The organism is Actinomadura sp. NPDC000929 (assembly GCF_040492065.1).
Taxonomy (GTDB): domain Bacteria; phylum Actinomycetota; class Actinomycetes; order Streptosporangiales; family Streptosporangiaceae; genus Spirillospora; species Spirillospora verrucosospora.
Window position 1 is genome coordinate 38,601 of the sequence record NZ_JBEUPA010000033.1, and the last position, 24,313, is coordinate 62,913.

Annotated in this window: 25 protein-coding genes and 1 pseudogene; 15 read left to right on the top strand and 11 right to left on the bottom strand. The window is 72.2% G+C overall.

What is annotated here, in order from left to right; genetic code table 11:
- The first annotated feature begins 138 nt into the window (after positions 1 to 138).
- Genes ABWI04_RS15065 through ABWI04_RS15075 form a run of 3 tightly spaced genes read left to right on the top strand, consistent with a single transcriptional unit; the run spans position 139 to position 1,369 of the window.
- Positions 139 to 993, top strand: a complete 855-nt coding sequence (locus ABWI04_RS15065; RefSeq protein WP_353832776.1) for a helix-turn-helix domain-containing protein — start codon at positions 139 to 141, stop codon at positions 991 to 993.
- A complete protein-coding gene (locus ABWI04_RS15070) occupies positions 990 to 1,187 on the top strand; it encodes a DUF397 domain-containing protein (protein ID WP_353832777.1) in 198 nt (65 codons plus the stop codon). Before ABWI04_RS15065 ends, ABWI04_RS15070 begins: the two co-directional genes overlap by 4 nt.
- A complete protein-coding gene (locus ABWI04_RS15075; RefSeq protein WP_353832778.1) occupies positions 1,184 to 1,369 on the top strand; it encodes a DUF397 domain-containing protein in 186 nt (61 codons plus the stop codon). The genes ABWI04_RS15070 and ABWI04_RS15075 overlap by 4 nt, the downstream gene beginning before the upstream one ends.
- A 441-nt stretch (positions 1,370 to 1,810) precedes the next feature.
- Here the strand turns inward: ABWI04_RS15075 and ABWI04_RS15080 are convergent, their stop codons facing one another.
- On the bottom strand, positions 1,811 to 2,371 hold the full coding sequence (locus ABWI04_RS15080; protein ID WP_353832779.1) for a hypothetical protein: 561 nt from the start codon (positions 2,369 to 2,371) through the stop codon (positions 1,811 to 1,813).
- A 360-nt stretch (positions 2,372 to 2,731) separates the two neighbouring features.
- On the opposite strand from ABWI04_RS15080, the gene ABWI04_RS15085 reads away from it, so the two are divergent.
- The 4 genes and pseudogenes from ABWI04_RS15085 to ABWI04_RS15100 all read left to right on the top strand — a co-directional run bounded on the left by ABWI04_RS15085 (position 2,732) and on the right by ABWI04_RS15100 (position 5,707).
- The gene (locus ABWI04_RS15085) at positions 2,732 to 4,123 is read left to right on the top strand and encodes an HNH endonuclease signature motif containing protein (protein ID WP_353832780.1); all 1,392 of its coding nucleotides are present in this window, start codon (positions 2,732 to 2,734) and stop codon (positions 4,121 to 4,123) included.
- Positions 4,124 to 4,533: 410 nt separating this feature from the next.
- A complete protein-coding gene (locus ABWI04_RS15090; RefSeq protein WP_353832781.1) occupies positions 4,534 to 5,079 on the top strand; it encodes a hypothetical protein in 546 nt (181 codons plus the stop codon).
- A 47-nt stretch (positions 5,080 to 5,126) separates the two neighbouring features.
- Positions 5,127 to 5,402: pseudogene (locus ABWI04_RS15095) on the top strand (Scr1 family TA system antitoxin-like transcriptional regulator); the annotation flags it as partial.
- A 170-nt stretch (positions 5,403 to 5,572) separates the two neighbouring features.
- Positions 5,573 to 5,707 (top strand): DUF397 domain-containing protein, encoded by a 135-nt coding sequence (locus ABWI04_RS15100; protein WP_353832793.1) that lies wholly within the window; start codon positions 5,573 to 5,575, stop codon positions 5,705 to 5,707.
- 114 nt (positions 5,708 to 5,821) lie between these two features.
- Here the strand turns inward: ABWI04_RS15100 and ABWI04_RS15105 are convergent, their stop codons facing one another.
- From ABWI04_RS15105 to ABWI04_RS15115, 3 genes are all read right to left on the bottom strand, one after another.
- A complete protein-coding gene (locus ABWI04_RS15105) occupies positions 5,822 to 7,090 on the bottom strand; it encodes a DUF2716 domain-containing protein (protein WP_353832782.1) in 1,269 nt (422 codons plus the stop codon).
- A gap of 426 nt (positions 7,091 to 7,516) precedes the next feature.
- Positions 7,517 to 8,164: a response regulator transcription factor gene (locus ABWI04_RS15110; protein WP_345178611.1), complete on the bottom strand. Its 648-nt coding sequence runs from the start codon at positions 8,162 to 8,164 to the stop codon at positions 7,517 to 7,519.
- Positions 8,161 to 8,937 (bottom strand): sensor histidine kinase, encoded by a 777-nt coding sequence (locus tag ABWI04_RS15115; RefSeq protein ID WP_345178612.1) that lies wholly within the window; start codon positions 8,935 to 8,937, stop codon positions 8,161 to 8,163. The genes ABWI04_RS15110 and ABWI04_RS15115 overlap by 4 nt, the downstream gene beginning before the upstream one ends.
- 139 nt (positions 8,938 to 9,076) lie before the next feature.
- Here ABWI04_RS15115 and ABWI04_RS15120 point away from each other — a divergent pair, with 139 nt between their 5' ends.
- Together ABWI04_RS15120 and ABWI04_RS15125 are read left to right on the top strand one after the other, a co-directional pair.
- Positions 9,077 to 9,751 carry an ABC transporter ATP-binding protein gene (locus ABWI04_RS15120; protein ID WP_353832783.1) on the top strand — a complete coding sequence of 225 codons (675 nt, stop codon included), beginning with the start codon at positions 9,077 to 9,079 and terminating at the stop codon, positions 9,749 to 9,751.
- Entirely contained in the window at positions 9,748 to 12,048 is a 2,301-nt protein-coding gene (locus ABWI04_RS15125) for an ABC transporter permease (protein ID WP_353832784.1), read from the top strand. The genes ABWI04_RS15120 and ABWI04_RS15125 overlap by 4 nt, the downstream gene beginning before the upstream one ends.
- A 138-nt stretch (positions 12,049 to 12,186) precedes the next feature.
- Here the strand turns inward: ABWI04_RS15125 and ABWI04_RS15130 are convergent, their stop codons facing one another.
- On the bottom strand, positions 12,187 to 13,017 hold the full coding sequence (locus ABWI04_RS15130) for a hypothetical protein (RefSeq protein WP_353832785.1): 831 nt from the start codon (positions 13,015 to 13,017) through the stop codon (positions 12,187 to 12,189).
- A gap of 535 nt (positions 13,018 to 13,552) precedes the next feature.
- Between ABWI04_RS15130 and ABWI04_RS15135 the strand changes: the two genes are divergently transcribed.
- Together ABWI04_RS15135 and ABWI04_RS15140 are read left to right on the top strand one after the other, a co-directional pair.
- Complete coding sequence (locus ABWI04_RS15135; protein WP_353832786.1) at positions 13,553 to 14,059, top strand: hypothetical protein; 507 nt, start codon at positions 13,553 to 13,555, stop codon at positions 14,057 to 14,059.
- Entirely contained in the window at positions 14,056 to 14,442 is a 387-nt protein-coding gene (locus ABWI04_RS15140) for a hypothetical protein (RefSeq protein WP_353832787.1), read from the top strand. Before ABWI04_RS15135 ends, ABWI04_RS15140 begins: the two co-directional genes overlap by 4 nt.
- Before the next feature lie 75 nt (positions 14,443 to 14,517).
- Here ABWI04_RS15140 and ABWI04_RS15145 read toward each other — a convergent pair whose 3' ends face one another.
- The 4 genes from ABWI04_RS15145 to ABWI04_RS15160 all read right to left on the bottom strand — a co-directional run bounded on the left by ABWI04_RS15145 (position 14,518) and on the right by ABWI04_RS15160 (position 19,051).
- Positions 14,518 to 15,675: a CU044_5270 family protein gene (locus ABWI04_RS15145; protein ID WP_353832788.1), complete on the bottom strand. Its 1,158-nt coding sequence runs from the start codon at positions 15,673 to 15,675 to the stop codon at positions 14,518 to 14,520.
- Positions 15,672 to 16,229 (bottom strand): RNA polymerase sigma factor, encoded by a 558-nt coding sequence (locus ABWI04_RS15150; RefSeq protein ID WP_345178622.1) that lies wholly within the window; start codon positions 16,227 to 16,229, stop codon positions 15,672 to 15,674. Before ABWI04_RS15150 ends, ABWI04_RS15145 begins: the two co-directional genes overlap by 4 nt.
- Before the next feature lie 103 nt (positions 16,230 to 16,332).
- Positions 16,333 to 18,372 carry a sensor histidine kinase gene (locus ABWI04_RS15155; protein ID WP_353832789.1) on the bottom strand — a complete coding sequence of 680 codons (2,040 nt, stop codon included), beginning with the start codon at positions 18,370 to 18,372 and terminating at the stop codon, positions 16,333 to 16,335.
- Complete coding sequence (locus tag ABWI04_RS15160; RefSeq protein ID WP_345178624.1) at positions 18,362 to 19,051, bottom strand: response regulator transcription factor; 690 nt, start codon at positions 19,049 to 19,051, stop codon at positions 18,362 to 18,364. The genes ABWI04_RS15155 and ABWI04_RS15160 overlap by 11 nt, the downstream gene beginning before the upstream one ends.
- A gap of 93 nt (positions 19,052 to 19,144) precedes the next feature.
- On the opposite strand from ABWI04_RS15160, the gene ABWI04_RS15165 reads away from it, so the two are divergent.
- Positions 19,145 to 19,900 (top strand): L,D-transpeptidase, encoded by a 756-nt coding sequence (locus ABWI04_RS15165; RefSeq protein ID WP_353832790.1) that lies wholly within the window; start codon positions 19,145 to 19,147, stop codon positions 19,898 to 19,900.
- 22 nt (positions 19,901 to 19,922) lie between these two features.
- Positions 19,923 to 20,213, top strand: coding sequence for a hypothetical protein (locus ABWI04_RS15170; protein WP_353832791.1), 291 nt, complete (start codon positions 19,923 to 19,925; stop codon positions 20,211 to 20,213).
- 55 nt (positions 20,214 to 20,268) lie between these two features.
- Here ABWI04_RS15170 and ABWI04_RS15175 read toward each other — a convergent pair whose 3' ends face one another.
- On the bottom strand, positions 20,269 to 20,976 hold the full coding sequence (locus ABWI04_RS15175; RefSeq protein ID WP_345178628.1) for a helix-turn-helix transcriptional regulator: 708 nt from the start codon (positions 20,974 to 20,976) through the stop codon (positions 20,269 to 20,271).
- A 29-nt stretch (positions 20,977 to 21,005) separates the two neighbouring features.
- Positions 21,006 to 21,956: an alpha/beta fold hydrolase gene (locus tag ABWI04_RS15180; RefSeq protein ID WP_345178629.1), complete on the bottom strand. Its 951-nt coding sequence runs from the start codon at positions 21,954 to 21,956 to the stop codon at positions 21,006 to 21,008.
- Between the two features lie 172 nt (positions 21,957 to 22,128).
- On the opposite strand from ABWI04_RS15180, the gene ABWI04_RS15185 reads away from it, so the two are divergent.
- Both ABWI04_RS15185 and ABWI04_RS15190 read left to right on the top strand, forming a co-directional pair.
- Positions 22,129 to 22,917, top strand: coding sequence for a 3-hydroxybutyrate dehydrogenase (locus ABWI04_RS15185; protein WP_345178630.1), 789 nt, complete (start codon positions 22,129 to 22,131; stop codon positions 22,915 to 22,917).
- A gap of 11 nt (positions 22,918 to 22,928) precedes the next feature.
- Positions 22,929 to 24,313: GAF domain-containing protein (locus ABWI04_RS15190; RefSeq protein ID WP_353832792.1), on the top strand; the 1,385-nt coding region annotated here is incomplete at its 3' end.

The following is a 24,313-nucleotide window of genomic DNA, read 5'->3' on the forward strand; positions in this document are numbered from 1 at the left end:
CTCCCTTCGATTCGGAGTCGCCCGCCACACTCACCGCCCGAAGCCCTCGTGTCCTGGCGCCTGAACGTTCTCCGACTGAACGTTCAACCGGCCGCCATTCCGTGTACGGATCGCCACACTCGGTGACACCCTTGAAAGATGCCTTCCGGGAACGCCCCCACCGTTCGCCAGCGCCGGATCGGCTCGGCGCTCCGCAAAGCCCGCGACCACCACAACCTGACCGTCGCCACCGTGGCCCGCCGCTTCGGCCGCTCCCAGGGCTGGATGAGCATGGTCGAGAACGGCCTCCAGGCCATCGCCCCCGAGGAACTCAGCGACTTACTCGACCTCTACGAGATCGAAGACGGCCCCCTCCGCGAATCCCTCCTCCACCTCGCCACCCACACGCCAGGTAAGTGGGTGCGGGAACGAGAGGGCCGCATCTCCGCCGCTGCCCTCGACCTGGCCAGCTTGGAAGAGGACGCCGCAGAGATCCGCACCTTCCAGCCCTGCATCGTCCCCGGGCTCCTCCAGATCCCCGACTACACCCGTGAACTCATTACCGCAGGACCTATCAAGCATCCGCGCAATGCCAAATGGCTTGTCGACTTCCGGGTGTCACGCCAGCAGGTGCTGAACCGCCCCGACCCGCCTCGTTACGTACCGATCATCGCGGAGGCGGTCCTGAGCAACCGGGTCAGCAGCGACCCCGAGATCCAAAGAGCACAGATTCGGAGGCTGGCCGAAGTGGCTCGCCTCGATCACGTGGATCTGCGCGTGCTCTCCAGCAGTGCCAGCAAGTATCTGTGGCTTGCCAGCCCCCACCATCTCATCTCCTTGCGTCCGCCCGGCCGTCTCACCGTCTCTGTGGTCGATCATTTTGCCCAGAGCATTTTCGTGGAGGCCGAGGACAAGGTCGCAGCGCATGTGGAGACATTTGAGCTGCTGCTTTCGGCCACTCTGGACAGGACCGCTTCGCTGAGACTCATCGACGAGATAGCGTCGCAATCATGAACACTCCTGAGCTGCCCCGCCCCCTCTGGCGCAAGAGCACCTACAGCGGCGGTGACGAGGGCGAATGCATCGAGCTTGCCCCTCTTGACGGTCGCGTGGGCATCCGCGACAGCAAGAACCCGTCCGCCGGACACCTCACCCTCACCCGCCAGACCTTCGCCGCCCTCATCACCCGCCTCGCCGCTCGGCCATGACCACCCCGCCCTACTGGCGCAAGAGCAGCCACAGCGGGGGCGACGAAGGCAACTGCGTCGAGATCGCCGCCCTCAACGGCCACATCGGCATCCGCGACAGCAAGAAGCCCGCCGCCGGACACCTCACCCTCACCCGCAAACACTTCACCAGCCTCCTGGCCCATCTGGCATCCCGGCCATGACCACTACAACTCGCTGCGCAGGAGCAACGCCGAGGCGCGGCCGCCGCGAAAGGGGCAAGACCTCAGCCCACCCGGAATGAAACCGACGGGCTCACGGTGCTCGCCTCGTCTTTCGGCACCGCCGGCCGGACGTCCTGCAGACGTCCCCGAAGACACGCTCCAGGCAGGAGTAGGCGGTCTGGCCTTCGGTGCCCAGGAAGCTCAGCGCCAGCGGAATGTCACACCGAAGGTCCCCGTTCGCCCGGCAACGTCCCGCGGGTGCCGCCACGCTGGCCGCGCTCGTGGAAGGCCCGGGCACGTCCGGGGGCGAGGTCTTGCGCCGCGGCCGCCCTGCCAGCGACCCGTCCACCAGCGGCAGCGCCTATCGACACCCGGTGGCGGAGGCGTAGCCCGCAGTTCGGCCTCGACTACTCAGCAGAGACTGATCTGAGCAGCCAAGGGTCAGTAGGAGTAGCCCGCGAACTTCCCCGGTATGCGTTTGCCATCCATGGCGGCCTCCGGACAGACGGTGCGCCAGGACTGCTCCACCCGATCAAGCTCTGCGGAGTTGAGCCCGGCCCAACGGCTGGTGAACTGCCGGCCCGCGATCCGCAGCCGCAGTGTCGCAGTTCCCGCTCCCGGGCCGAGTAGCGACGGATGGTCGGGGTCGTAGTCGTGACCTCGGTGAGTGATGTGCACCGTGTGCACCATGTGGGAGTCGTGGTCAGCGGTCCGCCCGTTGGCGCGGTGCAAGCGGATGCGGCGCATGCCGTCGTCGACGACGGTCACCCGGACCAAGCGCCGTCGGTCCCGCAGCCAGTAGGCGGTGCTCCAGATCGCGTGGAGCGACGCTCCGCAAAACGCCGCGACGGAGACGAACGGCTCGCCGCCCAGCCATAGCAGGCCGCCGAAGCCGGCGAGGGCGGCCGCCGCCACGACATGGCGGAGCCACCGTAGGCCCCAGCCGTTCCGGTCGGCGGCCTCCCAGAGCAGGTCGTCCTCAACACGCACAAAGACCATCATCGCCCCGCGTCCGAGCTTGGCGCCAGGAACGCCTCCGCCCCTCCACGCCATCGCCATGAGCCGGAGGACGACGACAGCGATCCGCAGGACTGGCACGGCTCTCGGCTGTGAGGTCCCCGGTGTTGCCCAACTCATCGACACGGAACGGGCATGGGTGCGGACGTTGGCGGAGCTCATCGGGAAACGTTTCCGGTAGACGCGACAGAACCCCCAGGCGTTGGTCACATTAAGGGGAATGCCCGACTTCCATAAGTATGGACATCAAATTCCGCCTTCTCTGCGTTTCGCCTATCCTTGTAGTAACAATAATCGGTCTTCAATTTCGCATCTATTAGCACACCTGCTCGATATACTCTGTGCATGTGTTCGGTCACGGATATGGATCTCGGCGTGGCGTCCACCCAGGAACTGGTGGACGCCGCCGTCGCGATCGCCGCCGAACTCGCCAGCCGCCCCGCCCCCGAGTCCGCTGCGGCGTGCATGAGACTCGCCGAGACGCTAGCCGCAGCGTCCGACGCCCACGAAGCCGCGTTGGCCGGGTTCATCGCCCAGGTCGACGCGACCGGCGAGACGCACCGGTGGGGGTTTCCGTCCACGCAGACGTGGCTGCGGTCCCGGCTGGGCATGCGCGATGCGCGCGCCAAGGAACGCGTCAACCTGGCCCGCCAACTCCACCGGCTCCCCACCGTGTCCGCCCTGCTCTCAAGCGGTGAGTTGTCCTACGGGTACGCCTCAACGGTGGCCGACGCCGTCGCCCGATTGGATGATGACGACTGCGCGAGGGCCGAGACGCTGCTGCTGGAGAAGGTCGGGCAGGGGTTCTCGGCGGGGAAGGTGGCGGTGCTCGGACGGCGGATCCGCGAGGTCATCGCCGAACGCGACGGGCAGGAGACAGCTCCCGATGACGTGCAGCGCGGGTATGAGCGGTCCTGGATCACCGGAACCCGCTCCCTCGACGGCGGCCGCTACATCAACGGCTGGCTGAACGCCGAGGACGCCGCCGTCTGGGACGGCACCCTGGGCCCGCTGACGAAACCCGCCGGGCCCGATGACCACCGGGACTCGGCCGAGCGGACGGCTGCCGCACTGAGCAGCGTCCTGGCCGGTGGACACAAAGCAACCAAGGTCACCCTCATCTGCGACCTGGACACCCTCACCGGCGGCCAGGCACCCGCCCGCCTCGCCGACGGCACCCCGATCCCGGCAGCTCAGGCGCGTCGCCTCGCCCTGGCTGCCGGAGTCTCACCCCTCCTGCTGGGCACTGGCAACATGCCCCTCTACCTGGGGCACAAGGTCCGGTTCGCCACCGCAGCCCAGCGCCAGGTCCTGGAAGCCCTCTACCCCACCTGCGCCGTCCAGGGCTGCGAAGTCCCCGGCACCCTGTGCGAAGTCGATCACGTCAACGGATGGGCCCTCGGCAACAGCCCCACCGACATCGACAAACTGGCCCTGTGCTGCGGATGGCACAACCGCTACAAACACACCAACCCCCAACAGATCCGCACCACCCACGACCCCACCGGCCGCTACACCTACCAACTCCTCCCACCACCCGACACACCGGCAACCACCCCGCCAATCACCGACCCACGAACAGCCAACCCCGGCGCAACCGAGCCACGAACAACCGACCCACGCACAACCGACCCACGCACAACCGACCCCCGCACAACCGACCCCCGCACAACCGAGCCACGAACAACGGAGCCGCGGACCGCCGAGCCACCCACAGCCCTCGACTGGGCCGCCTGACCAGCGGCGCGCAGACGCGGGGCTACGACAGACCGCTCCCCCGGACCGGACGGGCAGCAGCGCGTGGTCGTGGCGTGCTTGCTTCCCCCAGCCGCGCGTCCCCGCGGTCGCGATGCGCTTGTCCGCCATGGGCTGCGCTGCAGTATCGACGCTGCGCCCGACCACACCTTCCTGCCCTGCTCCGAGATCACCGGCTTCCGGCTCATGACGTGGCGCGGGCAGCAACTCCTGGTGCTCGATCTCGCGCCGGGCTCAGCGCCAGCACCTGGGTGTCTTGATCTCCGGTCGGCGCCGGACGGGCCCCCTCGCCCCCCCTTGCGCCCCGCGCCCGGCGGCTCTGAACAGAGCCGCTCTTCCCTTCATTCGGGACACAAGGGACCAATTCGGGCATTCTGCTAATCTCTGTGGGCGTGACGCAGAGAAAAAGTTCGCATATCCCCCTTCTCCTAGTCGTTGTAGCGGCAGTGGTCTCGTTCCTAGGGGGAATCAGCGCAGCGGTGCTAGCTGCGGTTACCGACCTGGTCTCGGCCGAGACGGGGTGGCTCGCACTCCAAGTCGGAATCATCGCCACCGTGGTGCTTTCCTTCACGGGGTTCATGTTGTTCGGCCGTGAGGCCAAGAAGGTCCAGGCAGAGATCGACCGGCGTTTCGCCGAGCAGGGAGTTCGCGGAGCAGCCCGTGTCGTCAACTATCAGGTGCCCAACGCGAACACCCGCAGGAACCGCCTCATCATGCACATGGAGTTGGAGCTGGACATCCCACAACGAAGCGAGCCGGCCCGATGGTATTGGGGAGTGGTGTCCTCCATCGATATCGCCCGACTGACCACCGCAGAGCGTCTTCCTTGCATGGTGATGTGGGACGAGCAGACGTTCGTGCGGCTGTATCCACGTCAGGACATCGCGGCACCCCGCCTTGACGGCGAGCACATCGACCTCGCCCCGAGGACAGCCTGACCCCCCCGTCATCGATCACGGCGCCCTCCGCGAGTCCCTCGCCCACCTTGCCCCCACAAGCCCCACCTCACAGGTACGGGAACGCAAGCGCCGCATCTCCACCGCCGCGCCTGACCTGGCCGGCCTCGACGAGGACACCGCCGAGATCCGTAACTTCGAGCCCAGCATCGTCCCCGGGGCTCCTCCAGATCCCCGAGTACACGCGGAAACTCATCACCGTCGGCCCTGCCAAAATATGCGCGCAACGCCAAGATGCTGGTCGACTTCCGGCTGCCCGCCAGCAGGTACTCAACCGTTCGCACCCGCCTTGCTACATGCCGATCATCGCGGAGGCGGGAGACGTTCGAACCGTTGCGCTCAGCAGCGCTGAGCCGGACCGCTTCGCTGAAACTCATCGACGAGACAGCGTCGCAATCATGAGCACTCCGAACTGCTCCGGTCCCCTTGGCGCAAGAGCAGTCACAGCGGCGGCGACGAAGGCGAGTGCGTCGAGATCGCCGACCTCGACGGCCACATCGGCATCCGCGACAGCAAGGACCCCACCGCCGAACACCTCACCCTCACCCTCACCCGCCGACACTTCACCAGCCTCCTGGCCCATCTGGCATCGCAGCCGTCTGGTGGATGAGGCGGTCGGGCCTACCTGGCGTCACGCCGCGAGGAGATGCGTCAGGCCATGCTCGATTCGATAGTTGATTGACCTGGGTTAATGCTCGCTGGAACCTTCGGTCAGGTAGGAGGTCTACGAACCGAAAGCCCAGGTCCCGCCGCCGAGTAGCCGGTTCAAATCCTCCGCGACCTGTGCGAGGAGGTCGTCTCCGAAGACGACAAGGGTTTGTTCGACGTGGTGGCCGAACGTGCCCAGGCGGGCGTCCGCCGTGGTCAGGAACTGGAACTCCTCGTCGGCGATGGCGCTTCCCGGCCAGGACGGTTGTCCGGGGCCGCCGACGCGATGGGGGTCGAACTCCCATCCGTTGAGGTAGGGCCGGTGCTCGTACACCCATTCGCCGGGGCGGACACAGGCACGCAGGCCGCGTTCGATGACGCTTTCGGCGGCCGCGATCGCCGGGTCGTCGCGGCCGCCGAGCAGGCCGTAGAACCAGCGGCGCGAGTCGGCCGGCGCACGGTAGCGTCCTCTGCCGCTCTCATAGTCGAAGCCGACGCGGGCCTCGCAGAGGCGCGCGATCCGTCCGGCCTCACCGTTGTAGAGCGAGTGCCTCGCGGGCGGGGTCGCCGCGGGTTCGCCCGGCGGGTTCCAGTAGTGGGATCGGACGGTCGTCACCTCACGGAATCCGGTGGCGAGCAGGACGTCACGCACCTCCCCGTCGGCGTCGGCGACCAGGAACTGCTTGGGCGGCGACCGGAACCGCCACAGCGGCAGTTGAGCCAGGAGTTCGGGGCGGGCCGCGGTCAGCCCTCCGATGACGGCGTAGGCGGTATCGGAGACGTTCTCTAGCCAGCAGGCCGCGGTGACCATTCCGCGGCGGGTCAGCACACGGACCTCGACGTCCCAGTACGGGATGGAACGCATTGCGTGCCAGTTCGCCAAGGGGACCCGATGCGGGCCGGTTCGGGCCGCAAGGTCGAGTGCCTGCTGCGCCTGTGGTTCGTCCCACCGGACCGATCCGGCTTTCCCCACCGGTTCCGGCTCGGGGAAGTCGAGCTCGGCGACCTCACCGACCAGGACACTGCGCTCCCAACCTGCGGAGAAGCCGGCCGTGTCGAGCACGGCGCTCAGGTGGGACGCCGCTACGTCGTGGTGGAACACGCGCCACTCCACGGGTTCCGCACGTGCGGCCGCGGATGCCTGCACCTGCTCGGCAAGCCGTACGGCCGAAGCCGAGTCCTCCGCGTCCAGCGGGGGATGGTCAACGACGCAATGGGTGCCGTAGTGCGTGAGGTTCAGCGGACCGATCCGCTCTACGACGGTGCCGATCCGCGGAGGCATTCGAACGTGGCCCCGCAGCGTGCTGTCATGCTCAGCCCGGAGCCGCCCCACATCCAACGCCACGCTGGCATTCAAGCAGGGCGATGCCCGAGGAACCATCACTTAACGCCCGGCTCTCGGTTGTCCTACGGCAGAAGGGGCGGGTCGGCGCGGCACGTTGCTCAGTCCGCGAGCACAGAAGGTACTGGAACTGATTTCATCTTGGGTGGGCGGTCGGCGGCTTCCGCAGATCTTGAGGCGGAGAACGGCCATAGTCCGGGGCCGCGATGGATGGTCAGGCCGTCCTCTCCGTAGTCATTGAAGTCCAGGGTCACCGCGCGAGCCAAGCAGAACCGGCGCTGCTCTCATAGGTTCCGTAGGCCCTCCACAGCGGCTTGTAGGTGTCGCCGTGCGGCTTACCGTTCGCGCGCCTTTGCTGGGCCATGCAAGTTCCGCCGTCTCCTCAGCCGTCTGGTTCACCGAGCCTGAGCGGAGGCTGTGCTTGTCAGGTCAGTTGGGGGTGCCGGGGATTACTAGGCCTGACTCGTAGGCGACTACTACGGCTTGGGCTCGGTCGCGCAGGCCTAGTTTGGCGAAGATGCGGGTGACGTGGGTCTTGACCGTCGCCTCGCTGAGGTGGAGGTGGGCGGCCAGTTCGGTGTTGGACAGGCCGCCGCCTACCAGGCGGAGCACCTCTTTCTCTCGCGGGGTCAGGACGTCCAGGCCCTGGGGCTCAGGGGCGGGGCGGGCGAACCGCTCGACGAGGCGGCGGGTGATGGAGGGGGCAAGCAGCGCGTCCCCGGTCTCGACCAGCTGCACTGACGCCACGAGGTGTTCGGGGGTGACGTCCTTCAGCAGGAAGCCACTGGCTCCGGCGGCGAGCGCGGAGTAGACGTACCGGTCGAGGTCGAAGGTGGTCAGGATCAATACGCGGCACGCGGGGTCGTCGGCCAGGACGCGGCGGGTGGCCTCCAGGCCGTCCATTCCGGGCATCCGGATGTCCATCAGCACCACGTCCGGGCGCAGGCGCCGCGCGGCGGCGACCGCCTCCAGCCCGTCGGCGGCCTCGCCGACCACCTCGATCCCCGACCTGCTGAGAATCATCCGGAAGCCGCCGCGCACCAGTGTCTGGTCGTCGGCGATCAGCACCCGCGTCACGGCCGCTCCAGGGGGATCCGCGCACGCACCCGGTAGCCGCCGCCCAGCCGCCGCCGCGCGTCGAGGTCGCCGCCGTACACCGCGACCCGTTCGCGCAGTCCGGCCAGCCCCCGGCCGCCGCTGCCCTCGGGCGGGGCGGGGCCCGTCCCGGTGAGGACGCTCGGGCCGGTGTTGAGCACCTCCAGCCGCAGGCTCCGCGTCCCGTAGCTCACCGTCACCTCCGCCGTCGCCCCGGAGGTGCCGTGCTTCAGCGCGTTGGTGAGCGCCTCCTGGACGACGCGGAAGCCGGTCGCGTCGATCCCGGCGGGGAGCGGGCACGGTTCGCCGGTCACCCGCACGTCGACCGGCAGGCCCGCGAACGCGATCCGGTCGACGAGGGTCCCCAGGTGCGCCAGCGACGGCTGCGGGGCGAACGCCTCGCCGTCGCCGTCCGGGGAGGGCGCGAGGACGCCGAGCAGGTGCCGCAGCTCGGTCATCGCCTCTCTGCCGGTCCGCTCGACGGCCAGCAGCGCCTCCTCGGCCTCGCCGTCGACGCCGTGCCGGGCCGCGCCCGCCTGCACGACCATGACGCTGACGCTGTGGCTGACGATGTCGTGCAGGTCCCGGGCCACCCGGGCCCGCTCCTCTTCGACGGCCCGGCGCGCGGCGCCCTCGCGTTCGCGTTCCAGCAGCCAGGTCCGCGCCCCGAGCACGGCGCGGCGCCTGCGCCGCTCCCACAGGGCCCATGTGCACGGGATCGCGGCGAGGAGGGGCACGAGCCACGCAGGCAGCATCCGCCCATCCTGCCGCCAGACCCGGACGGAGCGCATCATCCCGGCGGTCCACGGCCGTACATCCCTCGGTTGACCCGGCCCCGGAGTTACCTCCAGGACCCGACGCGCGGGCGGGGGCGCGGCTCGTACCGTCACCGGCATGGAACTGATGGTCCAGCTGATGAACGTACGCAAGGAGTACGGCGAGACCGCCGCGCTCGCCGGGGTGAGCCTCGACATCCAGGCCGGTCAGGCCGTCGCGGTGATGGGCCCGTCGGGGTCGGGCAAGTCGACCCTCCTCAACATGATCGCCGGCCTGGACCGGCCCACCGCGGGCACGGTCGTGGTGCGCGGCGAGGACATCACGGCGATGGGAGAGGCCGAACTGGCCCGGTACCGGCGCCGCCGCATCGGCATGGTCTTCCAGTTCTTCAACCTGCTCGACGATCTGCCGGTGCTGGAGAACGTGATGCTGGCCGCGCAGCTGCTCGGCACTTCGCGCAAGCAGGCGCAGGCCCGGGCGATGGAGCTGCTCGACGAGCTGGGCATCGCCGACCGCCGCAACGCCTACCCGGTGGTGCTGTCGGGCGGGGAGCGGCAGCGGGTCGGCGTCGCCCGCGCGCTGATGAACAGGCCCGCCCTGCTGCTGGCCGACGAGCCGACCGGCGCGCTCGACTCGCGGGCCGGCGAACAGGTCATGGACCTGCTGCTCGACCTCAACCAGATCGGCCAGACCCTGCTCATCGTCACCCACGACGAGCGGCTGGCGACCCGGGTCGCCGACCGGGTCGTCGCGTTCGAGGACGGCCGCGTGGCCGCCGAGGTGACCCGGTGAGGGCGGTGTGGCAGGCCGCGCGGTTCGCGGTGCGGCGGCGCAAGCTGCAGACGTCCATCATCTCGCTGGTGCTGCTGGTCTCCACCGGGACGGTCGTGCTCGCGCTGGGCCTGCTCGCCACCGTGGACGGCCCGTACGACAAGGCGTTCGCGCGGCAGCACGGCGCCCATCTGACGGTCGCCTACGACCCCGCGAAAGCGACGGCCTCGCAGGTCGCGGCATCGGCGTCCCGGCCGGGCGTGACGGCGGCGGGCGGCCCGTACCGCTCGCAGGTCGTGAACGTCCCGGAGGAGACCGACCCGGCGCGTCCGGGGCTGCTTCCGCCCGGCCCCCTCACGGTCGTCGAGCGGACCGTCCGCGACGACGACCCGGTCGACCGGCTGGCGCTCAGGAGCGGCCGCTGGGCCGCCGCCCCCGGCGAGATCGTGCTGGGCACGGACTACGCGCGGTTCCCGTTCGACCCGATCGGGAAGAAGGTGACCTTCACCGACGGGCGGACCTTCACCATCGTCGGGATCGGCCGGTCGATCACCCGGTCCGCCCAGGCGTGGGTGGCGCCCGGGCAGCTGACCGCCCCGGACGGCCTGCAGATGCTCTACCGGCTCGCCGACCCCGCCGCCCCGGCCGGCACGGTCACCGCCGGGCTGCCGGCGACCGCGAGCCAGAGCTATCTCGTCTCCCGGCAGCAGGCCACCGAGGCCGGAACGACCGTCATCCCGTTCCTGGTCGCGTTCGGGATCGCCGGGCTGCTCGTCGCGGTGCTCGTCATCGCCAACGTGGTCAGCGGCGCCGTCGTGTCGGGGTTCCGGCACATCGGCGTCCTCAAGTCCCTCGGCTTCACGCCCGCCCAGGTCACCGGCGTCTACCTGGTGATGATCGCGATACCCGGGGTGGTGGGCAGCCTGATCGGGATCGCCGCGGGCAACGTCCTGGCCGGGACGGTCACCACCACGCTGGGCGATTCGTTCGACCTGCCGACCGCCAGCGGGGTCTCACCCTGGGTGGACGTCCTGGCCTTCACGGGCGTCCTCGCGGTCGCCGTCGTCACCGCGCTGGTGCCCGCCGTCCGGGCGGGCCGGATCCCGACGGCGGTCGCGGTCAGCGCGGGCGCCGCGACGCGGCGGGGCCGGGCCCTGCGGGTGCAGCGGGCGCTGGCCCGGACACGGCTGCCGCGCCCGGTCAGCCTGGGCCTGGGCCTGCCGTTCACCCGTCCTGGCCGCACCGCGCTGACCGTCACCGCCGTCGCGTTCGGAGTGGCGGCGGTGACGTTCGCCGCCGGCCTCAACCGGTCCCTGAGCGCCTACCTCGCCGACGCGGAACTCACGGGGACCGTCCAGGTCCTGGTCTTCGCCGACGGCGACCGGCCGGTCTCGCTGGCCGGCCGGCCCGGCACCGCGAAGGTCGCGGCCACGCGCTTCGAGCAGGCCCACGTTCCGGGGTTCGACCGGCCGGTGCAGGTCAAGGCGTACCAGGGGGACGTCACCGACCGGCACGGCTACCGGATGGTCCACGGCCGCTGGCTCGGCGGACCGGGCGAGGCCGTCGTGGGCGACCCGTTCCTGAAGACCGGCGGCAAGAAGATCGGCGACACCGTCGTCGTCACCGTGGACGGCAGGAAGGCCGCACTGCGGATCGTCGGGACGGCGCTCGTGGACGGCGGCGACACCGTCCTCACGGACTGGGCGTCCCTCACCTCGCTGCTCGGCCGCGAGAAGCCGGCGCAGCCCTCGGAATCCCCCGGCCCGCGCCCCGGCAGGGTGACCTCGCTCCTGGAGGTCGGCCTCACCCCTGGCACCTCCCCCGAGGACTACGCCGCCGCGCTCGAGGCGGACGGGATCCCGGCCAGGCCGGCCGCCGAGGGCATGGAGTCCGGCCAGGTGATCCTCCTCGGGCTCCTCACTCTGCTGACCCTGGGGCTGACCACGGTCGCCGGGCTCGGGGTGTTCAACACGGTGGTCCTCAACACCAAGGACCGGGCGCGCGACTTCGGCGTCCTGAAATCGCTGGGCGCGACACCGCGGCAGGTCCTGACGGTCGTGCTCGCGTCCATGGCCGTGCTCGGCCTGGTCGGCGGACTCATCGGACTGCCGCTGGGCCTGGCCGCCCACCATGTGGTGATGCCGGCCATGGCCGGCACCGGCGGCCTCGTCCTCCCCTACGGCCTTCTGGAGATCTTCCCCTGGCCGCTGATGCTGCTGTCCGTGCTGGCGGGCATCGCGATCGCCCTGCTCGGCGCGCTGGTCCCGGCGAGCCGGGCGTCCCGGATCAGGACGGCGGCTGCCCTCCGCTCGGAGTGACCGGCCCGCCCGGGGAAAGGCGGTGGAAGCGGGACAGGCCCGCTTCCACCGTCAGTGGTGTGGCGTCACGCCTGGGCGTGACGCCGTCCGCGACCCCGGAGCGTCACGGATCGTTAGGGCCACGCGGCGATGAGGCCGTCAGGCGAACTTGTACTTCCACGGGCCGTGGTCGTCCGGCTTCCAGACACTGCGAAGCCAGACGCTGGAAGGCGGAATGCCGCCCCAGCCACCGCCATTGGGAGCGGCCTCCGGAGGCGGCTCCTTCCAGACGGCGCCCTTGACGGTCTGCGCCACGGCGTGCAGGCCCAGGCGGTGGAAGGCCCGAAAAGCGGCGAGGGAGACCCCCACCACCAGCCCGGCGCCGATCCATCCGAGAAGCCCCGGCGACCCCCCTGTCCCGACGACCACGCCGACGAGGCACGCCAGCACCGGGTTGACGCACTTCACCGTGCTGATCAACCCGTCGTCGGACCGGACGAGCTCGCAGGCGCGGACGTGCAGCTTGTTGGCGATCATGTTCAGCAGCGACGTGACCGCCACGGTCGACAGCACGGACCAGGTCATCCAGTGCTCGTCGGTCCAGAGGAGGATCGGCGCCCCGACCAGGCAGGCGCCCGACCAGCAGTTCATCTCGACGACCCGGGGCAGGGCGCCCATCTCGGCCAGCTTGGCCGAGACGATCGTGGCGTTGACGCCTATGACGGCGGCCACACCCGTCAGGGCCAAGCCCCAGGATCCGATCCCGCCGGTGAACGGCCTGGTCAGCATGGCGACACCGACCAAACCGATCACGAACCACAGGGCGTGCAGTCGCCGGTTCGATCCGTGCGGAGACGAGACGAGCCGCCACGTCGCCAGGCCGAGCGCGCCGAGCGTCATGACGGTCATCAGGGTTCCGACGTCCACCCGCGCCAGCGCGGCCTGCTGGACCTGTCCCTGGAAGGTGCTGGGGACCACCAGAATGAGCACCCACTTCCACTGGTGCCGGCTCCACCGGGCCCTGGCGCGCCTTCGCTTCGCCCAGCCAGGCGAAAGACGCGTGACCGCGCTGAAGAAGACGGCCCCGAAGATCGTGATCAGTGCACCCACGGGCGCCGGCGAGTACTCGGGGTAGAGCCGCGTCGCGTACGCCGACCCTACCGATACGAGAATCAGGGAGAGCGCTTCCGCAAGCGCCCCCCAGGTTCTGCTCATGAGGAATCTCCTTTGGTTCGACCGGCTCTTCGCCGGTACCCGACCGCATCGGCCAGGCCAAGGAGACCGTCCTAGGGGAGACGCCCTGCGCAATCTCGATCGGTTGGGTCAGGAACCGTGAACCCCCTCGTGAATTCGGGTCATCGGGGATGGGACCGCCCGCACGCAGGCTTCGGACAGCGGTTGAGGCTTCAAAGAGTGGCCCGTTCATGCCACGGCATGCACCCGTTCCCGCACTCTGAGTGACGATGGATCGAACGGCTCTCGCGGACTTCGGTCCGGGGAGCCATCTTCGATGCCAGGAGTGCACATGAGAAAAGGCCTGTTGACCAGGGCGGTGACCGTGACGGCCGCGCTGGGGGTGCTGGTGGCGTCCGGCGCGAGCGGCCAGGCGGCCTACGCCGGCGGCGGGTCGGTGAACCGGCCGGTGGAGGCGGCCGGGAGCGGCGCGTCGGCCCCGGCCGCCCTGTACCGCGTCCAGGTGGCGCAGTGGGCCCAGCCCGTCCTGCGCGTCCGGGACAGTCCGGGCTGGCCGGGCGGCGGGCCGGGGAAGGTGATCGGCTCGATGCGGCCCGGGGCCCCCGCCATGGCCGTCTGCTCGACCGAGGGCGCCGACATGACCGCCTACGGCCGGACCGGCTCGACCTGGGTGAAGATCAGCCCGGGCTCGCCGCCCACCGCATGGGTCTGGGACGGTGGGCTCAATCCCCACGAGGTGCTGCCCCCGTGCGTCTGCGGGTGCCCGAGGATCAAGACGGACCGCGGCGCGGGCACCAGGCCCTGCGGCGACTGCCGGACCCGCGAGGAGGAACGGTGAACGCGTACCGGATCGGGGCCGCAGCGGTCGCGGCGCTGGCGCTGCCGGCCGTCGCGGCGCCCTCGGAGGCGGACGCGGCGCCCTCGGCGGCGGACGCCGGCACCACGGCCCGCGCCCGCGCGGACCGGGTCACCGTCGGCGACTGGGCCAGGCCCCTGCACGTCCGGGCCGATCCGGGGGCGCCCGGCATCCCGCCGGGGAGGATCATCGGTTCGATCATGCCGCCGGCGGAGGCCAGCGCGTTGTGCCACATCACCGACGGCGCGCGGATGACCGCCTGGGGCCGGACCCGGTCCGACTGGGTCAAGATCCGGTACGGCTGGGAGGGGCACGCCTGGCTGTGGGGAGGCGGCCTGAACCCCTACTCGCTCCGCGAGTGCTGAGCAGCGGCGGGCGCCCACGGGACGCCCAGCGCGGGGACGCCGCAGAGGGTGCGGCGTCCCCGCGGTCGTCGCGGGTCAGCGAGCGGGGGTGGCTCCGAGCTTGTTCACCCAGCCCTGGCTCTCGAAGGCCAGGTACTCACTGCCGGCCTCCTTGCCCGGAAGGGCGGTGTGCCGGTCCTCGAAGTCGAGGAGCTGGGCGGTCTTGCGGTCCACGACCAGCCGCACGCTGGTGCCCCTGGCGGTGATGGCCACGCCGGGCCTGCCCAGCCGGTCCGTGATCTGTCCGGTGACGCGCACGGACGGGGTGCGCGCCAGGATCCGGTAGAGGGCCGCCCGGGTGCCGGGGGTGGTCGGGGCCATGAACAGGTCCCAGGCGCTGACGAAGACGTACTCCCCGAAGTCGGCCGGGGCGGTGTAGCCGTGCGCACCGCCCCGGCCGTCCTGCTGCCACAGCCTGCGCAGGTAGCGCTCCAGGGCGCCGTCGGTCGCCGGCAGCTTCGCGATCGTCTTCCACTCGATCTCGTGGGATCCGATGACGGGGTTCACCAGGTGCGAGCCCTTGCTGTAGGTGACCATGCGGGGCTTCGAGACGGTCGTGCCGTCGTTGACGTCGAGCGGGGGCGAGCCCGCCGCCTTCCATGCGGCCTCGTCCTTCTTCGTGGGGAAGGTGAGCTTGATGTCCAGCGGTCCGTTCGTACCGAAGCGCATGTCGGTCCCGCTCTTGGCGCACGCCCAGTCCTCCACGCTGCTCGCGGTCCGCGCCTGGAAGTTCTGGGGCTTGCCCAGCGGCTTGGGCTTGGGCGTCGGGACGCCGGGGCCGGGCTTGAAGGGCAGGATGTCCTGCCACATGCGGGTCCGCTTGTACCAGCAGGTCCCGCGGGCGGCGGGCTGCTTGGCGGCCGTCGTCGCGCTGGCCAGCAGGAACGTGCGGGTGTCGAGCGTCCCGTCATGTCCGGCGCCGGGGGCGCCACCGGGGGCGCCTCCGGGGCCGTCCGACGGCAGGGCGACGGCCAGCGCCGCCGCGGCCACCGCCACCGCGGCCACGCCGCCGGCGAGGGCCAGCCGCCGCACCGGCCGCCGCACCGGGGCCAAGCGCGCGTTCACGGTCGACGCGCCGGCGCGCGCCCGGATCTGCGCCACGTCGGGGCGCCGCGCGTAGGCGTCGTCGGCGAGTTCGGCGACCGCCGCGGGCTTCAGGGCGGCGATCAGGTTGTCGAGTTCGTCCTGCTTCACTGCTTCTCCTGGATGACTCGCGGGCGCGGGGCGCGTCCGTGCGCTCGCGCGGGGCTTTCCGGGGACGCCTCGATCGCCTTGGCCAGCCGGCGGCGTCCCCGGTGCAGCCGGACGAGGAAGGCGGTGCGGGAGCACCCCGCGACACGGGCCGCCTCGGCGGGGTCGAGCCCGTGCCAGGCGGTCAGGGTGACCGCCTCGGCCTCCTTGGGCGGAAGGGCCCGCAGCGCGGCCAGCGCCTGGTCGCGGGCGATGAGGTGCTCGGCGACGTCCCAGGCGTGCAGGTCGGCGTCGGTGGTGAGGCCGGCCAGCCGGTCGGCCAGTCCGCGCGCCCGGCCCGCCGCGCCGTGCGACCGGCGGACCACGTTCCTCGCCACGCCCAGCAGCCACGGCAGCGCCTGGTCGGGGATCTCGTCGATCTTCCGCCACGCGACGGTGAACACCTCGCCCGTCAGGTCCTCGGCGGCCTGGGGGGCGGCCCGCAGCACGACATAGCCGAAGACGCTGCGGTAGTGCGTCTCGTAGAGGCGGGTGAATCGGGCTTCTTGCTCGTCCACGCCACCTCCTCTCTTCTCGGAACCGTTACGCCGAGAAGTCCGAGGAGGCCCCGGTGGATTACATGGCGGCCCGGGAATTCTTCACCGGTCACGTCGCACCCGATCACGTCGCACTCGGTCCGGCGCGGTCCGGCGAACGGGGCAGGCGCAGGGCGAACGTCGCGCCCCGGCCCGGCTCGCTGCGCACCGCCGCGGACCCGCCGTGCGCCTCGGCGAGCTGCCGCACGATGGCCAAGCCCAGTCCGCTGCCGCCGGTCTGCCGGCTGCGCGACTTCTCCGCCCGCCAGAACCGGTCGAAGACGTGCGGCAGGTGCTCGGGCGCGATGCCCGGCCCGGTGTCGGCGACCTCGATCAGCACGTCGTCGCCGTCGTCGGACGCGCGCAGGCTCACCCGCCCGCCGGCCGGCGTGTAGCGGACCGCGTTCGCGAGCAGGTTGCCGACCGCCTGCCGCAGCCGCACCGGGTCGGCGTCCAGGGAGGGCCGCCCGGTCACCTCGGCGGTCAGCGTCAGCTCGGCGGCCTCGGCCGCGGCCCGGTAGACCGTCGCGATCTGCTCGACCAGGTCCGCCACGTCGACCGGCTCGGGGTGCAGCCGCAGCTTGCCCACGTCGGCGAGCGCGAGCTGCTGGAGGTCGTCGACGATGTGCTGGAGCAGCGTGGCCTCCTCGACCAGCGAGGCGGTCAGCGCGGGGCCCAGGTCGGCCACACCGTCCTGGGCGGCCTCCAGCCAGCCCCGGATGTTGCTCAGCGGCGTGCGCAGCTCGTGCGACACGTCGCTGACCATCGCCTTGCGCTGCCGCTCCATGCGGTCCAGGTGCTCGGACATCTCGTTGAACGCCGCGCCGAGCTCGCCGACCTCGCCCTTGGCGCGCACCGTGACCCGCGCCGAGCCGTCGCCGGCCCGCATCCGCCGGGCCGCCGCGGTGACCGCCCGCACCGGCCGCGCCAGCCGGGTGGCGACGAGGACGCTGACCCCGACCGCCAGGACGAGGATCACCGCGGTGACGCCCGCGATGCCGTACGGGTCGATGGCGGGCGCGCGGTCCTCCGCCGAGCCGATGTAGAGCAGCGCGGCCGGCGCGACGTACGGCTTCAGCTGGGTGCGGCGCGCGGTGGCCAGGCACTCGGCGGCCGACGCCGGAGCGGCCGGCGTGCCGGTCTCGTCCAGCCACACGTCGACCCGGCTTCCGTGGCACTCCCGGACCAGGGCGGCGAGCCGGCTGAGGGCGCGCCTCTCGGTGGCGGTGGGCCCGGGCGTGTCCGGCGAGCACGGCGTGGGCGGCCGCACGGGCTCCGGCGTCGCGGCCGGCGGGCTCACCGGTCTGCCGCCGGGCGCGGCGGTCGGGGTGCTGGACGGCATGACGGTCGGCGCGCCGGGCGTGGACTCCGGCCGCCGCGGCGCGTTCCCCGGCCCGGTCGTCGGGGAAGGCCGCGGCGTCGCCGGGGCCGTGGCGGACGGCGTCGTGGCGACGCCCGCGAGCCGGACCGCTCCGCCACCGGACGTTCGCGCGAGCGCGGCCCGCGGGAGGAAGGGGCCGTAACCGGCGGGCACGCCGGCGGGCGCGCCGGGGCGGTTCGTGCTCGATTCGGGGGTGGCCGCACCGCCCTCCCGGCGCAGGTACGGACGGCCGCCGGGCCCGACGACGACCGTGGCGCGCTGGCCCTCGCGGCGCAGGCACGCCGCCTGGGCGTCGACCTCCCCGCGCAGCCGTACCCGCTCGGGATCCGGCAGCCGGAACGGCCCGGCCGCGCGCGCGTCGATCCGGTCGGTGGCCGCGCCGGGCCCCAGGGAGACGTCGACGGCGAGGGGGTCGACGACGGCCGAGGGGCGCTGCGGCAGCGGCGGCCGGCCGGGCGCCGAGTCCACGATCCGGACGCCGCCCTCGGTCGCCAGCGCGACCCGCTGGCCGCTCTGCCGGGACAGCCCGCGCACGGTCTCCCCGACGCCGTCCCAGCGCGGGTGGCTCGCCGCGTAGCCGAGCAGCGCGTCGTTGATCCGGGCGTCACGGGCGAGCGTCCGGCCCTGCCGCTGCCGGATCTCGCCGGACGTGCCGCGCGCCGCCAGCCACGCGGTCGCCACGATCGAGCACACCGCGATCAGCACCGAGCTGGCGACCAGCCGGACGAGCAGGCTATGGCGCACGGTCGCCGACCAGCTTGTACCCGACGCCGTACACGGTGCACAGCCGGACCGGACGCCGCGGCTGCGGCTCGATCTTCTTGCGCAGGTTCTTCACGTGCACGTCGACCGTGCGCTCGGTGATGAAGCGGTCGAAGCCGTGCAGGTGCTCCAGGAGCTGCGCCCGGGTGAGGACCCGGCCGGGCCGCGCGGCCAGCGCCTCCAGGATGCGGAACTCCGCGGGCGTGCACTCGACCTCGCGCCCGTCCGCGAGGACCGTGTGCCGTTCGAGGTCCACCGTGATGCCGCCGACCCGGTACACCTGCTCGCCGCCGCCCCGCCCGGTCCGCCTCAGCAGCGTGCGCACCCGGGCCATCAGCTCGCGCGGGCTGTACGGCTTGGTGACGTAGTCGTCGGCGCCGAGGTCGAGGCCGCGCAGCAGGTCGTCCTCCGTCGAGCGGGCGGTCAGCATGAGCACCGGGACGTCGGACTCGGCGCGCAGCCCGCGGCACACGTCGAGGCCGTCGATCCCCGGCATCATCACGTCGAGCAGCACGAGGTCGGGGCGGCGCGCGCGGGCCTCGTCGAGCGCGGCCCGCCCGTCGTGGACGACGACCACGCGGTGCCCCTCGCGCTGGAGGTAGCGGCGCAGCAGCTCCGCCTGCTTGGGGTCGTCCTCCGCGACCAGGACGTTCGCGCACATGGCACCCGAGCGTAGCCAAAGCGTGATCGGCACCACGGGATCATCACATCGGCCTCACAGGTTCTTCACACTCCTCGGCCAGCATCTCGCGGCATGCGCCAAGTCAAGATCCATACCGGTGCCCTGCTCGCCGCCGGGCTGATCGCCGGGCTGGCCGGCTGCGGCTCGTCGGACGAGGGCAGATCAGGGGACGGCCCGTCCGGCGCGAACCGGCCGGCGGCCGCCGGACCGCAGCGGTCCGAGCGGCAGGGCGGTGCCGAGATAGCGACCGTGCGCGGCCGCCGGATCGCCGTGCACAAGCAGAAGGGCGACCGAGCGGCCTGGAAGACGCTGTCCAGCCCCAACGAGATGGGCGCCGTCCGGGTCTTCCTCGTCGAGGCCAGGGACGGCGACTGGCTCAAGGTGCTGCTGCCGATCCGGCCGAACGGCAGCACCGGGTGGGTCAAGGCGTCCGACGTCCAGCTGTCGTCGACGCCCCACCGCGTGGAGATCGACCCGAGGGCGTTCACGTTCACCGTCTTCGACGGCGACAAGGTGCTGCGCACCGGAAAGGTCGCCACCGGCGAGGGCGGCACCCCGACACCGGCCGGCCGCTTCTACTTCACCGAACTGGTCAGACCGCCGGACCCCAACGGCGCCTACGGCGCGTACGCCTTCGGGCTGAGCGGGTTCTCGCCGACGTTGAAGACGTTCGCCGGCGGCCCGGGGCAGCTCGCCGTGCACGGCACGAACAAAGCGGCGGCGCTGGGCGGCAGGGCCAGCCACGGCTGCGTTCGGGTCGGCAACGACGACATCACCTGGATGGCCAAGAACCTGGCGATCGGCACGCCTGTCGTCGTCAAGGAATGACACCACACCGAAAGGAACATCGATGCGCCTGAAATCCCTCATCGCAGCCGTCGCGCTGGGCGTCGGCCTGGCCGGTGCCGGCATGGCCACCGCCGAGGCCGCCACCGCCACCCCCCGGCCGAGCAGCCCGGCGGCGACCCCCACCCCGAGCGCCCCGCCCGGCAGCCCGACCACCCGTCCCGGGGGCCCGACCACCCGTCCCGGGGCCCCGGCCCCGACCACCCGTCCCGGCAACCCGCAGACGCCCAGCGCGGCGCCGATGCCCCAGCCCCCCGGCAACGCCATCCCCAAGATGCCGAACTACACCGGCTGACCGTGACCGCGGGCCCGCACGTCTCCCGTCGTGCGGGCCCGCCGCCGTCGAGGCGCTAGATGAACTCCAGGGGCCGGACGGTGTAGTCGGACGGGATGTCGTCGTGCATGGCCTCGACCGGGCGTTCGGGGGCGGTCTCCTCCAGGAGGGCGGCGCGGCGGACGCGGTCGGTGCGGAACACGCGCCGGCCGCCCCGCATGCGGCACCAGGCCGTCAGGTACCAGCCGTCGCCGGACGCCGTGAACGTGACGGGCTCGACGTCGCGCTCGGTTTCGGCGCCCGCCCGGTCGACGTAGGTCAGGCGGACCACGCGGCGCGTGCGGATGGCCTCCTCCAGCACGGCCGGCACGGACGCCGGGTCGTCCTTCTCGGCGGGGGTCAGGAAGCGGACGCGCTGGGCCAGCTCGCGGGCCGAGGCGCTGTCGGCGGCCGACATCGCGGCGACGATCTTGTGGAGGGCGGTGCGGGCGGCCCGGGAGTACGGGGAGCCGCCCGCCCGGGACAGGGTGATCGCGAGGGCGACGGCCTCGGCGGGGGTGAAGTTCAGCGGCGGCAGCGTCCGGCTCTTGTCGAGCGTGTAGCCGCCGCCCCGGCCGACGTCCGCGAAGATCGGCACACCGGCCTGCTGGAGGGCGCCGATGTCGCGCTCGATCGTGCGGACGCTCACCTCGTACCGCGCGGCCAGCTCCCGCGCGCTGGCCCGGCGCGGGGCGCGGGCACGCAGCTCCTCCACGAGCGCGTACAAGCGGTCGGTGCGGTTCACGCGCCGACCGTACGCGCCGGGTCCGACAGTCAGAGGGCGCGGAGGAAGCCGATCAGGGCCTCGTTGACCTCCGCGGGGCGTTCCTGCTGCGTCCAGTGGCCGCATCCGGACAGCCAGACGGTCTCGCGCAGGTTCGGCACGAAGTCGCGCATGGAGGCGACGGCGTCGCGGGCGCCGACGGCGACCAGGTCGCGGTCGCCCGCGATGTAGAGGGCGGGCGGGCCGATGGGGGCGCGGTGCCAGGCGGCGGTGAGCTCCCAGTTGCGGTCGAGGTTGCGGTACCAGTTGACCGGGCCGGTGAAGCCGCTCTCCGCGTACTCCTCGACGTAGGCGGCGATGTCGTCGCCGGTGAGCCAGCCGGGCAGCTTCTCCGGGTCGGGGAGGCCGTCGAGGAAGCCGCCGCCCTCCGGGGCGATCAGCGGCGGGCACGGGCCGTCGCCCGACACCCCGTACAGCATGCGGCGGAACGTGGCGGCCCGGTCGCGGTCGAGTTCGGCCTCCGGGACGTCCGGCTGCTGGAAGTGCACCATGTAGAAGCCGTCGCCGAACAGGCGGCGCATGGACTCCACCGGCGGCCTGCTGCCGCGCGGCCGGTGCGGCACCGACATCCCGACCACGCCGCGCACCTTGTCGGGGCGCATCTGGGCGACGGCCCAGGCGACGGGGGCGCCCCAGTCGTGGCCGACGACGACGGCGCGGTCGGCGCCGAGCGGGCCGACGAGCCCGACCGCGTCCGCGGCCAGGTGCAGGATCGTGTACTGGCCGGGATCGGCGGGGCCGCCCGTGCGGGCGTAGCCGCGCTGGTCGGGCGCGACGGCGTGGAAGCCCGCCTCGGCGAGCGCGGTGAGCTGGTGCCGCCAGGAGTACCAGCATTCGGGGAAGCCGTGCAGGAGGAGCACGAGGGGCCCTTCGCCCGCCTCGGCGACGTGCATGCGCAGCCCGCTGTCCGACCGGACGAAGCGGTGCCTGATCTCGTGCATCCCTACCCCTCGCGGCGTGGCCGGCCAGTGCGGGCCAACGGTAGCCGCCCCGGCGCATGCTCGGGACGCGGGAGGAGAAAAGGGCCGAACCAGGCGCACCCATACCGTCCGGCGGTGGATTGTGTGCGCGGCCCACATGGGAGGGCGGGCTCACGGTCCATAAGTTCTGCGCATGACGAGCGTGACACCGCGGGTGGACGCGGGGACTTCGGGGACGCTGGACCTGGCGGGCCGGCGCGCCCTGGTCACCGGCGGCGCGAGCGGCATCGGCCGCGCCTGCGCCCGGCGGCTCGCGGCGGCGGGCGCCGAGGTGGTGGTGGCCGACATCGACGGGGACGCGGCCGAGCGGACCGCCGCCGAGATCGGCGGGGTCCCCCTGCTCGCCGACCTGGCCGACGTGGACGCGCTCGACGGGCTGGCCGCCGGCGCGGACATCCTGGTCAACAACGCCGGGATCCAGTACGTGGCGCCGCTCCAGGACTTCCCGCCGGACACGTTCGCGCGGATCCTGCGGCTGATGGTCGAGGCGCCGTTCCGGCTGGTGCGGGACGCGCTGCCCGGCATGTACGAGCGCGGCTGGGGCCGCGTCGTCAACATCTCGTCCGTGCACGGGCTGCGGGCCTCGCCGTACAAGGCGGCCTACGTGACGGCCAAGCACGGCCTCGAAGGGCTGTCCAAGGTGATCGCGCTGGAGGGCGCCCCGCACGGCGTGACGTCCAACTGCGTCAACCCCGCCTACGTCCGGACGCCGCTGGTGGAGAACCAGATCGCCGACCAGGCGCGCACGCACGGGCTGCCCGAGGACGAGGTCGTCGAGCGGATCATGCTCGACCACGCGGCGGTGAAGCGGCTGATCGAGCCGGACGAGGTGGCCGAGCTCGTCGCCTACCTGTGCTCCCCGCCCGCCTCGATGGTGACCGGCGCGTCCCTGGCACTCGACGGCGGCTGGACGGCGCACTAAGAATGACCCGTATGACCTGCGGCGTCTTCCTCGAACTGCTGGCCCGGGAGGCCTCCCCCGTCGAGTTCGAGGGCCCCCTCGTCCAGGCGCGGGCGGAGGGCGCGCCCCCGGCCGTCCTGGAGGAGCTGGAGGCGACGAAGATCGCCGCGCTGCGGGTCCGGACGATCATGCGGCGGCACGCCCGCCGGGAGAACGAGCTCGCGGCGCTGTTCGACACCGCGGGCGACCTGGCCGGGCTGCGCGACCTCGACGCGGTGCTGGAGGCGATCACCCGCCGCGCCCGGCGGCTGCTGAACGCCGACATCGCCTACCTGACGCTGAACGACGACGAGCGCGGCGACACCTACATGCGGGTGACCGACGGGTCGGTGTCGGCGGCGTTCCGGCAGCTCAGGCTGCCGATGGGCACCGGTCTGGTCGGCCTGGTCGCGCAGACCGCGATGCCGTACAACAGCGCCCACTACCTGGGGGACGCGCAGTTCGAGCACCGCGGGTTCATCGACGACGCCGTCGCCGAGGAGGGCCTGGTCGCCATCCTCGGCGTGCCGATGCGGCTGGGCAGCCGGGTCATCGGGGTGCTGACGGCCGCGAACCGCAGCCAGCGCCCGTTCGACCAGGAGGAGGTGGCGCTGCTCGGCTCGCTCGCCGCGCACGCCGCCATCGCCATCGACAACGCCCGCCTCCTGGAGGAGACCCGCACCGCCCTGACCGAGCTGAGCGCCGCCAACGAGGAGGTCAAGGCGCGGAGCGCGGCCGTGGAGCGGGCGGCGCGCGCGCACGACCGGATGACCGCCGTGGTGGTCCGGGGCGGCGGCGTGGAGGACGTCGGCGCCGTGGTGACCGAGCTGCTGGGCGGCACCCTGCACGTCCTGGACGCCGACGGGCGCAGGCTCGCGACGACCGGAGCCGCGCCGGAGCCCCTCGGCGACGACGAGCTGGGCGGCGTCTCGGCCTCGGCGCACTCCGCGCGCGCCCAGGGCCGCACGGTCAGGCGCGGCGACCTGTGGATCGCGTCGGTCTCCACCGGCGACGAGATGCTCGGCACGCTGGTGCTGCGCACCGCCGACGAGGTCGACGACGCCGACCAGCGGATCCTGGAGCGGGCGGCGCTCGTCACCGCGCTGCTGCTGCTGTTCCAGCGCAGCGCCACCGAGGCCGAGGGCCGGGTGCGCGGCGAGCTGCTGGACGACCTGCTGTCCGGCCGCCGGGCGGGCGCCGAGGCGCTGACGGCGCGAGCGCGGCGCGTCGGCGTCGACCTGGGCGCCCCGCACGTGGTGCTGTGCGCCAAGTACGACTCCCGCCGCCCGCACCGATCCCGACGATCCGTTCGGTGGTCATGGTCGCGCCTCCGCCACTCCGATCACTGCTTCATGGTCCCATGGCGAGCGGTAGTCGT

Bases quoted from the DNA above. Each gene is read 5' to 3' on its own strand.
- ABWI04_RS15065 (WP_353832776.1), top strand. From the start codon at position 139: ATGCCTTCCGGGAACGCCCCCACCGTTCGCCAGCGCCGGATCGGCTCG.
- ABWI04_RS15070 (WP_353832777.1), top strand. From the start codon at position 990: ATGAACACTCCTGAGCTGCCCCGCCCCCTCTGGCGCAAGAGCACCTAC.
- ABWI04_RS15075 (WP_353832778.1), top strand. From the start codon at position 1,184: ATGACCACCCCGCCCTACTGGCGCAAGAGCAGCCACAGCGGGGGCGAC.
- ABWI04_RS15080 (WP_353832779.1), bottom strand. From the start codon at position 2,371: ATGATGGTCTTTGTGCGTGTTGAGGACGACCTGCTCTGGGAGGCCGCC.
- ABWI04_RS15085 (WP_353832780.1), top strand. From the start codon at position 2,732: ATGTGTTCGGTCACGGATATGGATCTCGGCGTGGCGTCCACCCAGGAA.
- ABWI04_RS15115 (WP_345178612.1), bottom strand. From the start codon at position 8,937: ATGCTGCCTGCGTGGCTCGTGCCCCTCCTCGCCGCGATCCCGTGCACA.
- ABWI04_RS15120 (WP_353832783.1), top strand. From the start codon at position 9,077: ATGGAACTGATGGTCCAGCTGATGAACGTACGCAAGGAGTACGGCGAG.
- ABWI04_RS15135 (WP_353832786.1), top strand. From the start codon at position 13,553: ATGAGAAAAGGCCTGTTGACCAGGGCGGTGACCGTGACGGCCGCGCTG.
- ABWI04_RS15160 (WP_345178624.1), bottom strand. From the start codon at position 19,051: ATGTGCGCGAACGTCCTGGTCGCGGAGGACGACCCCAAGCAGGCGGAG.
- ABWI04_RS15165 (WP_353832790.1), top strand. From the start codon at position 19,145: ATGCGCCAAGTCAAGATCCATACCGGTGCCCTGCTCGCCGCCGGGCTG.
- ABWI04_RS15170 (WP_353832791.1), top strand. From the start codon at position 19,923: ATGCGCCTGAAATCCCTCATCGCAGCCGTCGCGCTGGGCGTCGGCCTG.
- ABWI04_RS15180 (WP_345178629.1), bottom strand. From the start codon at position 21,956: ATGCACGAGATCAGGCACCGCTTCGTCCGGTCGGACAGCGGGCTGCGC.
- ABWI04_RS15185 (WP_345178630.1), top strand. From the start codon at position 22,129: ATGACGAGCGTGACACCGCGGGTGGACGCGGGGACTTCGGGGACGCTG.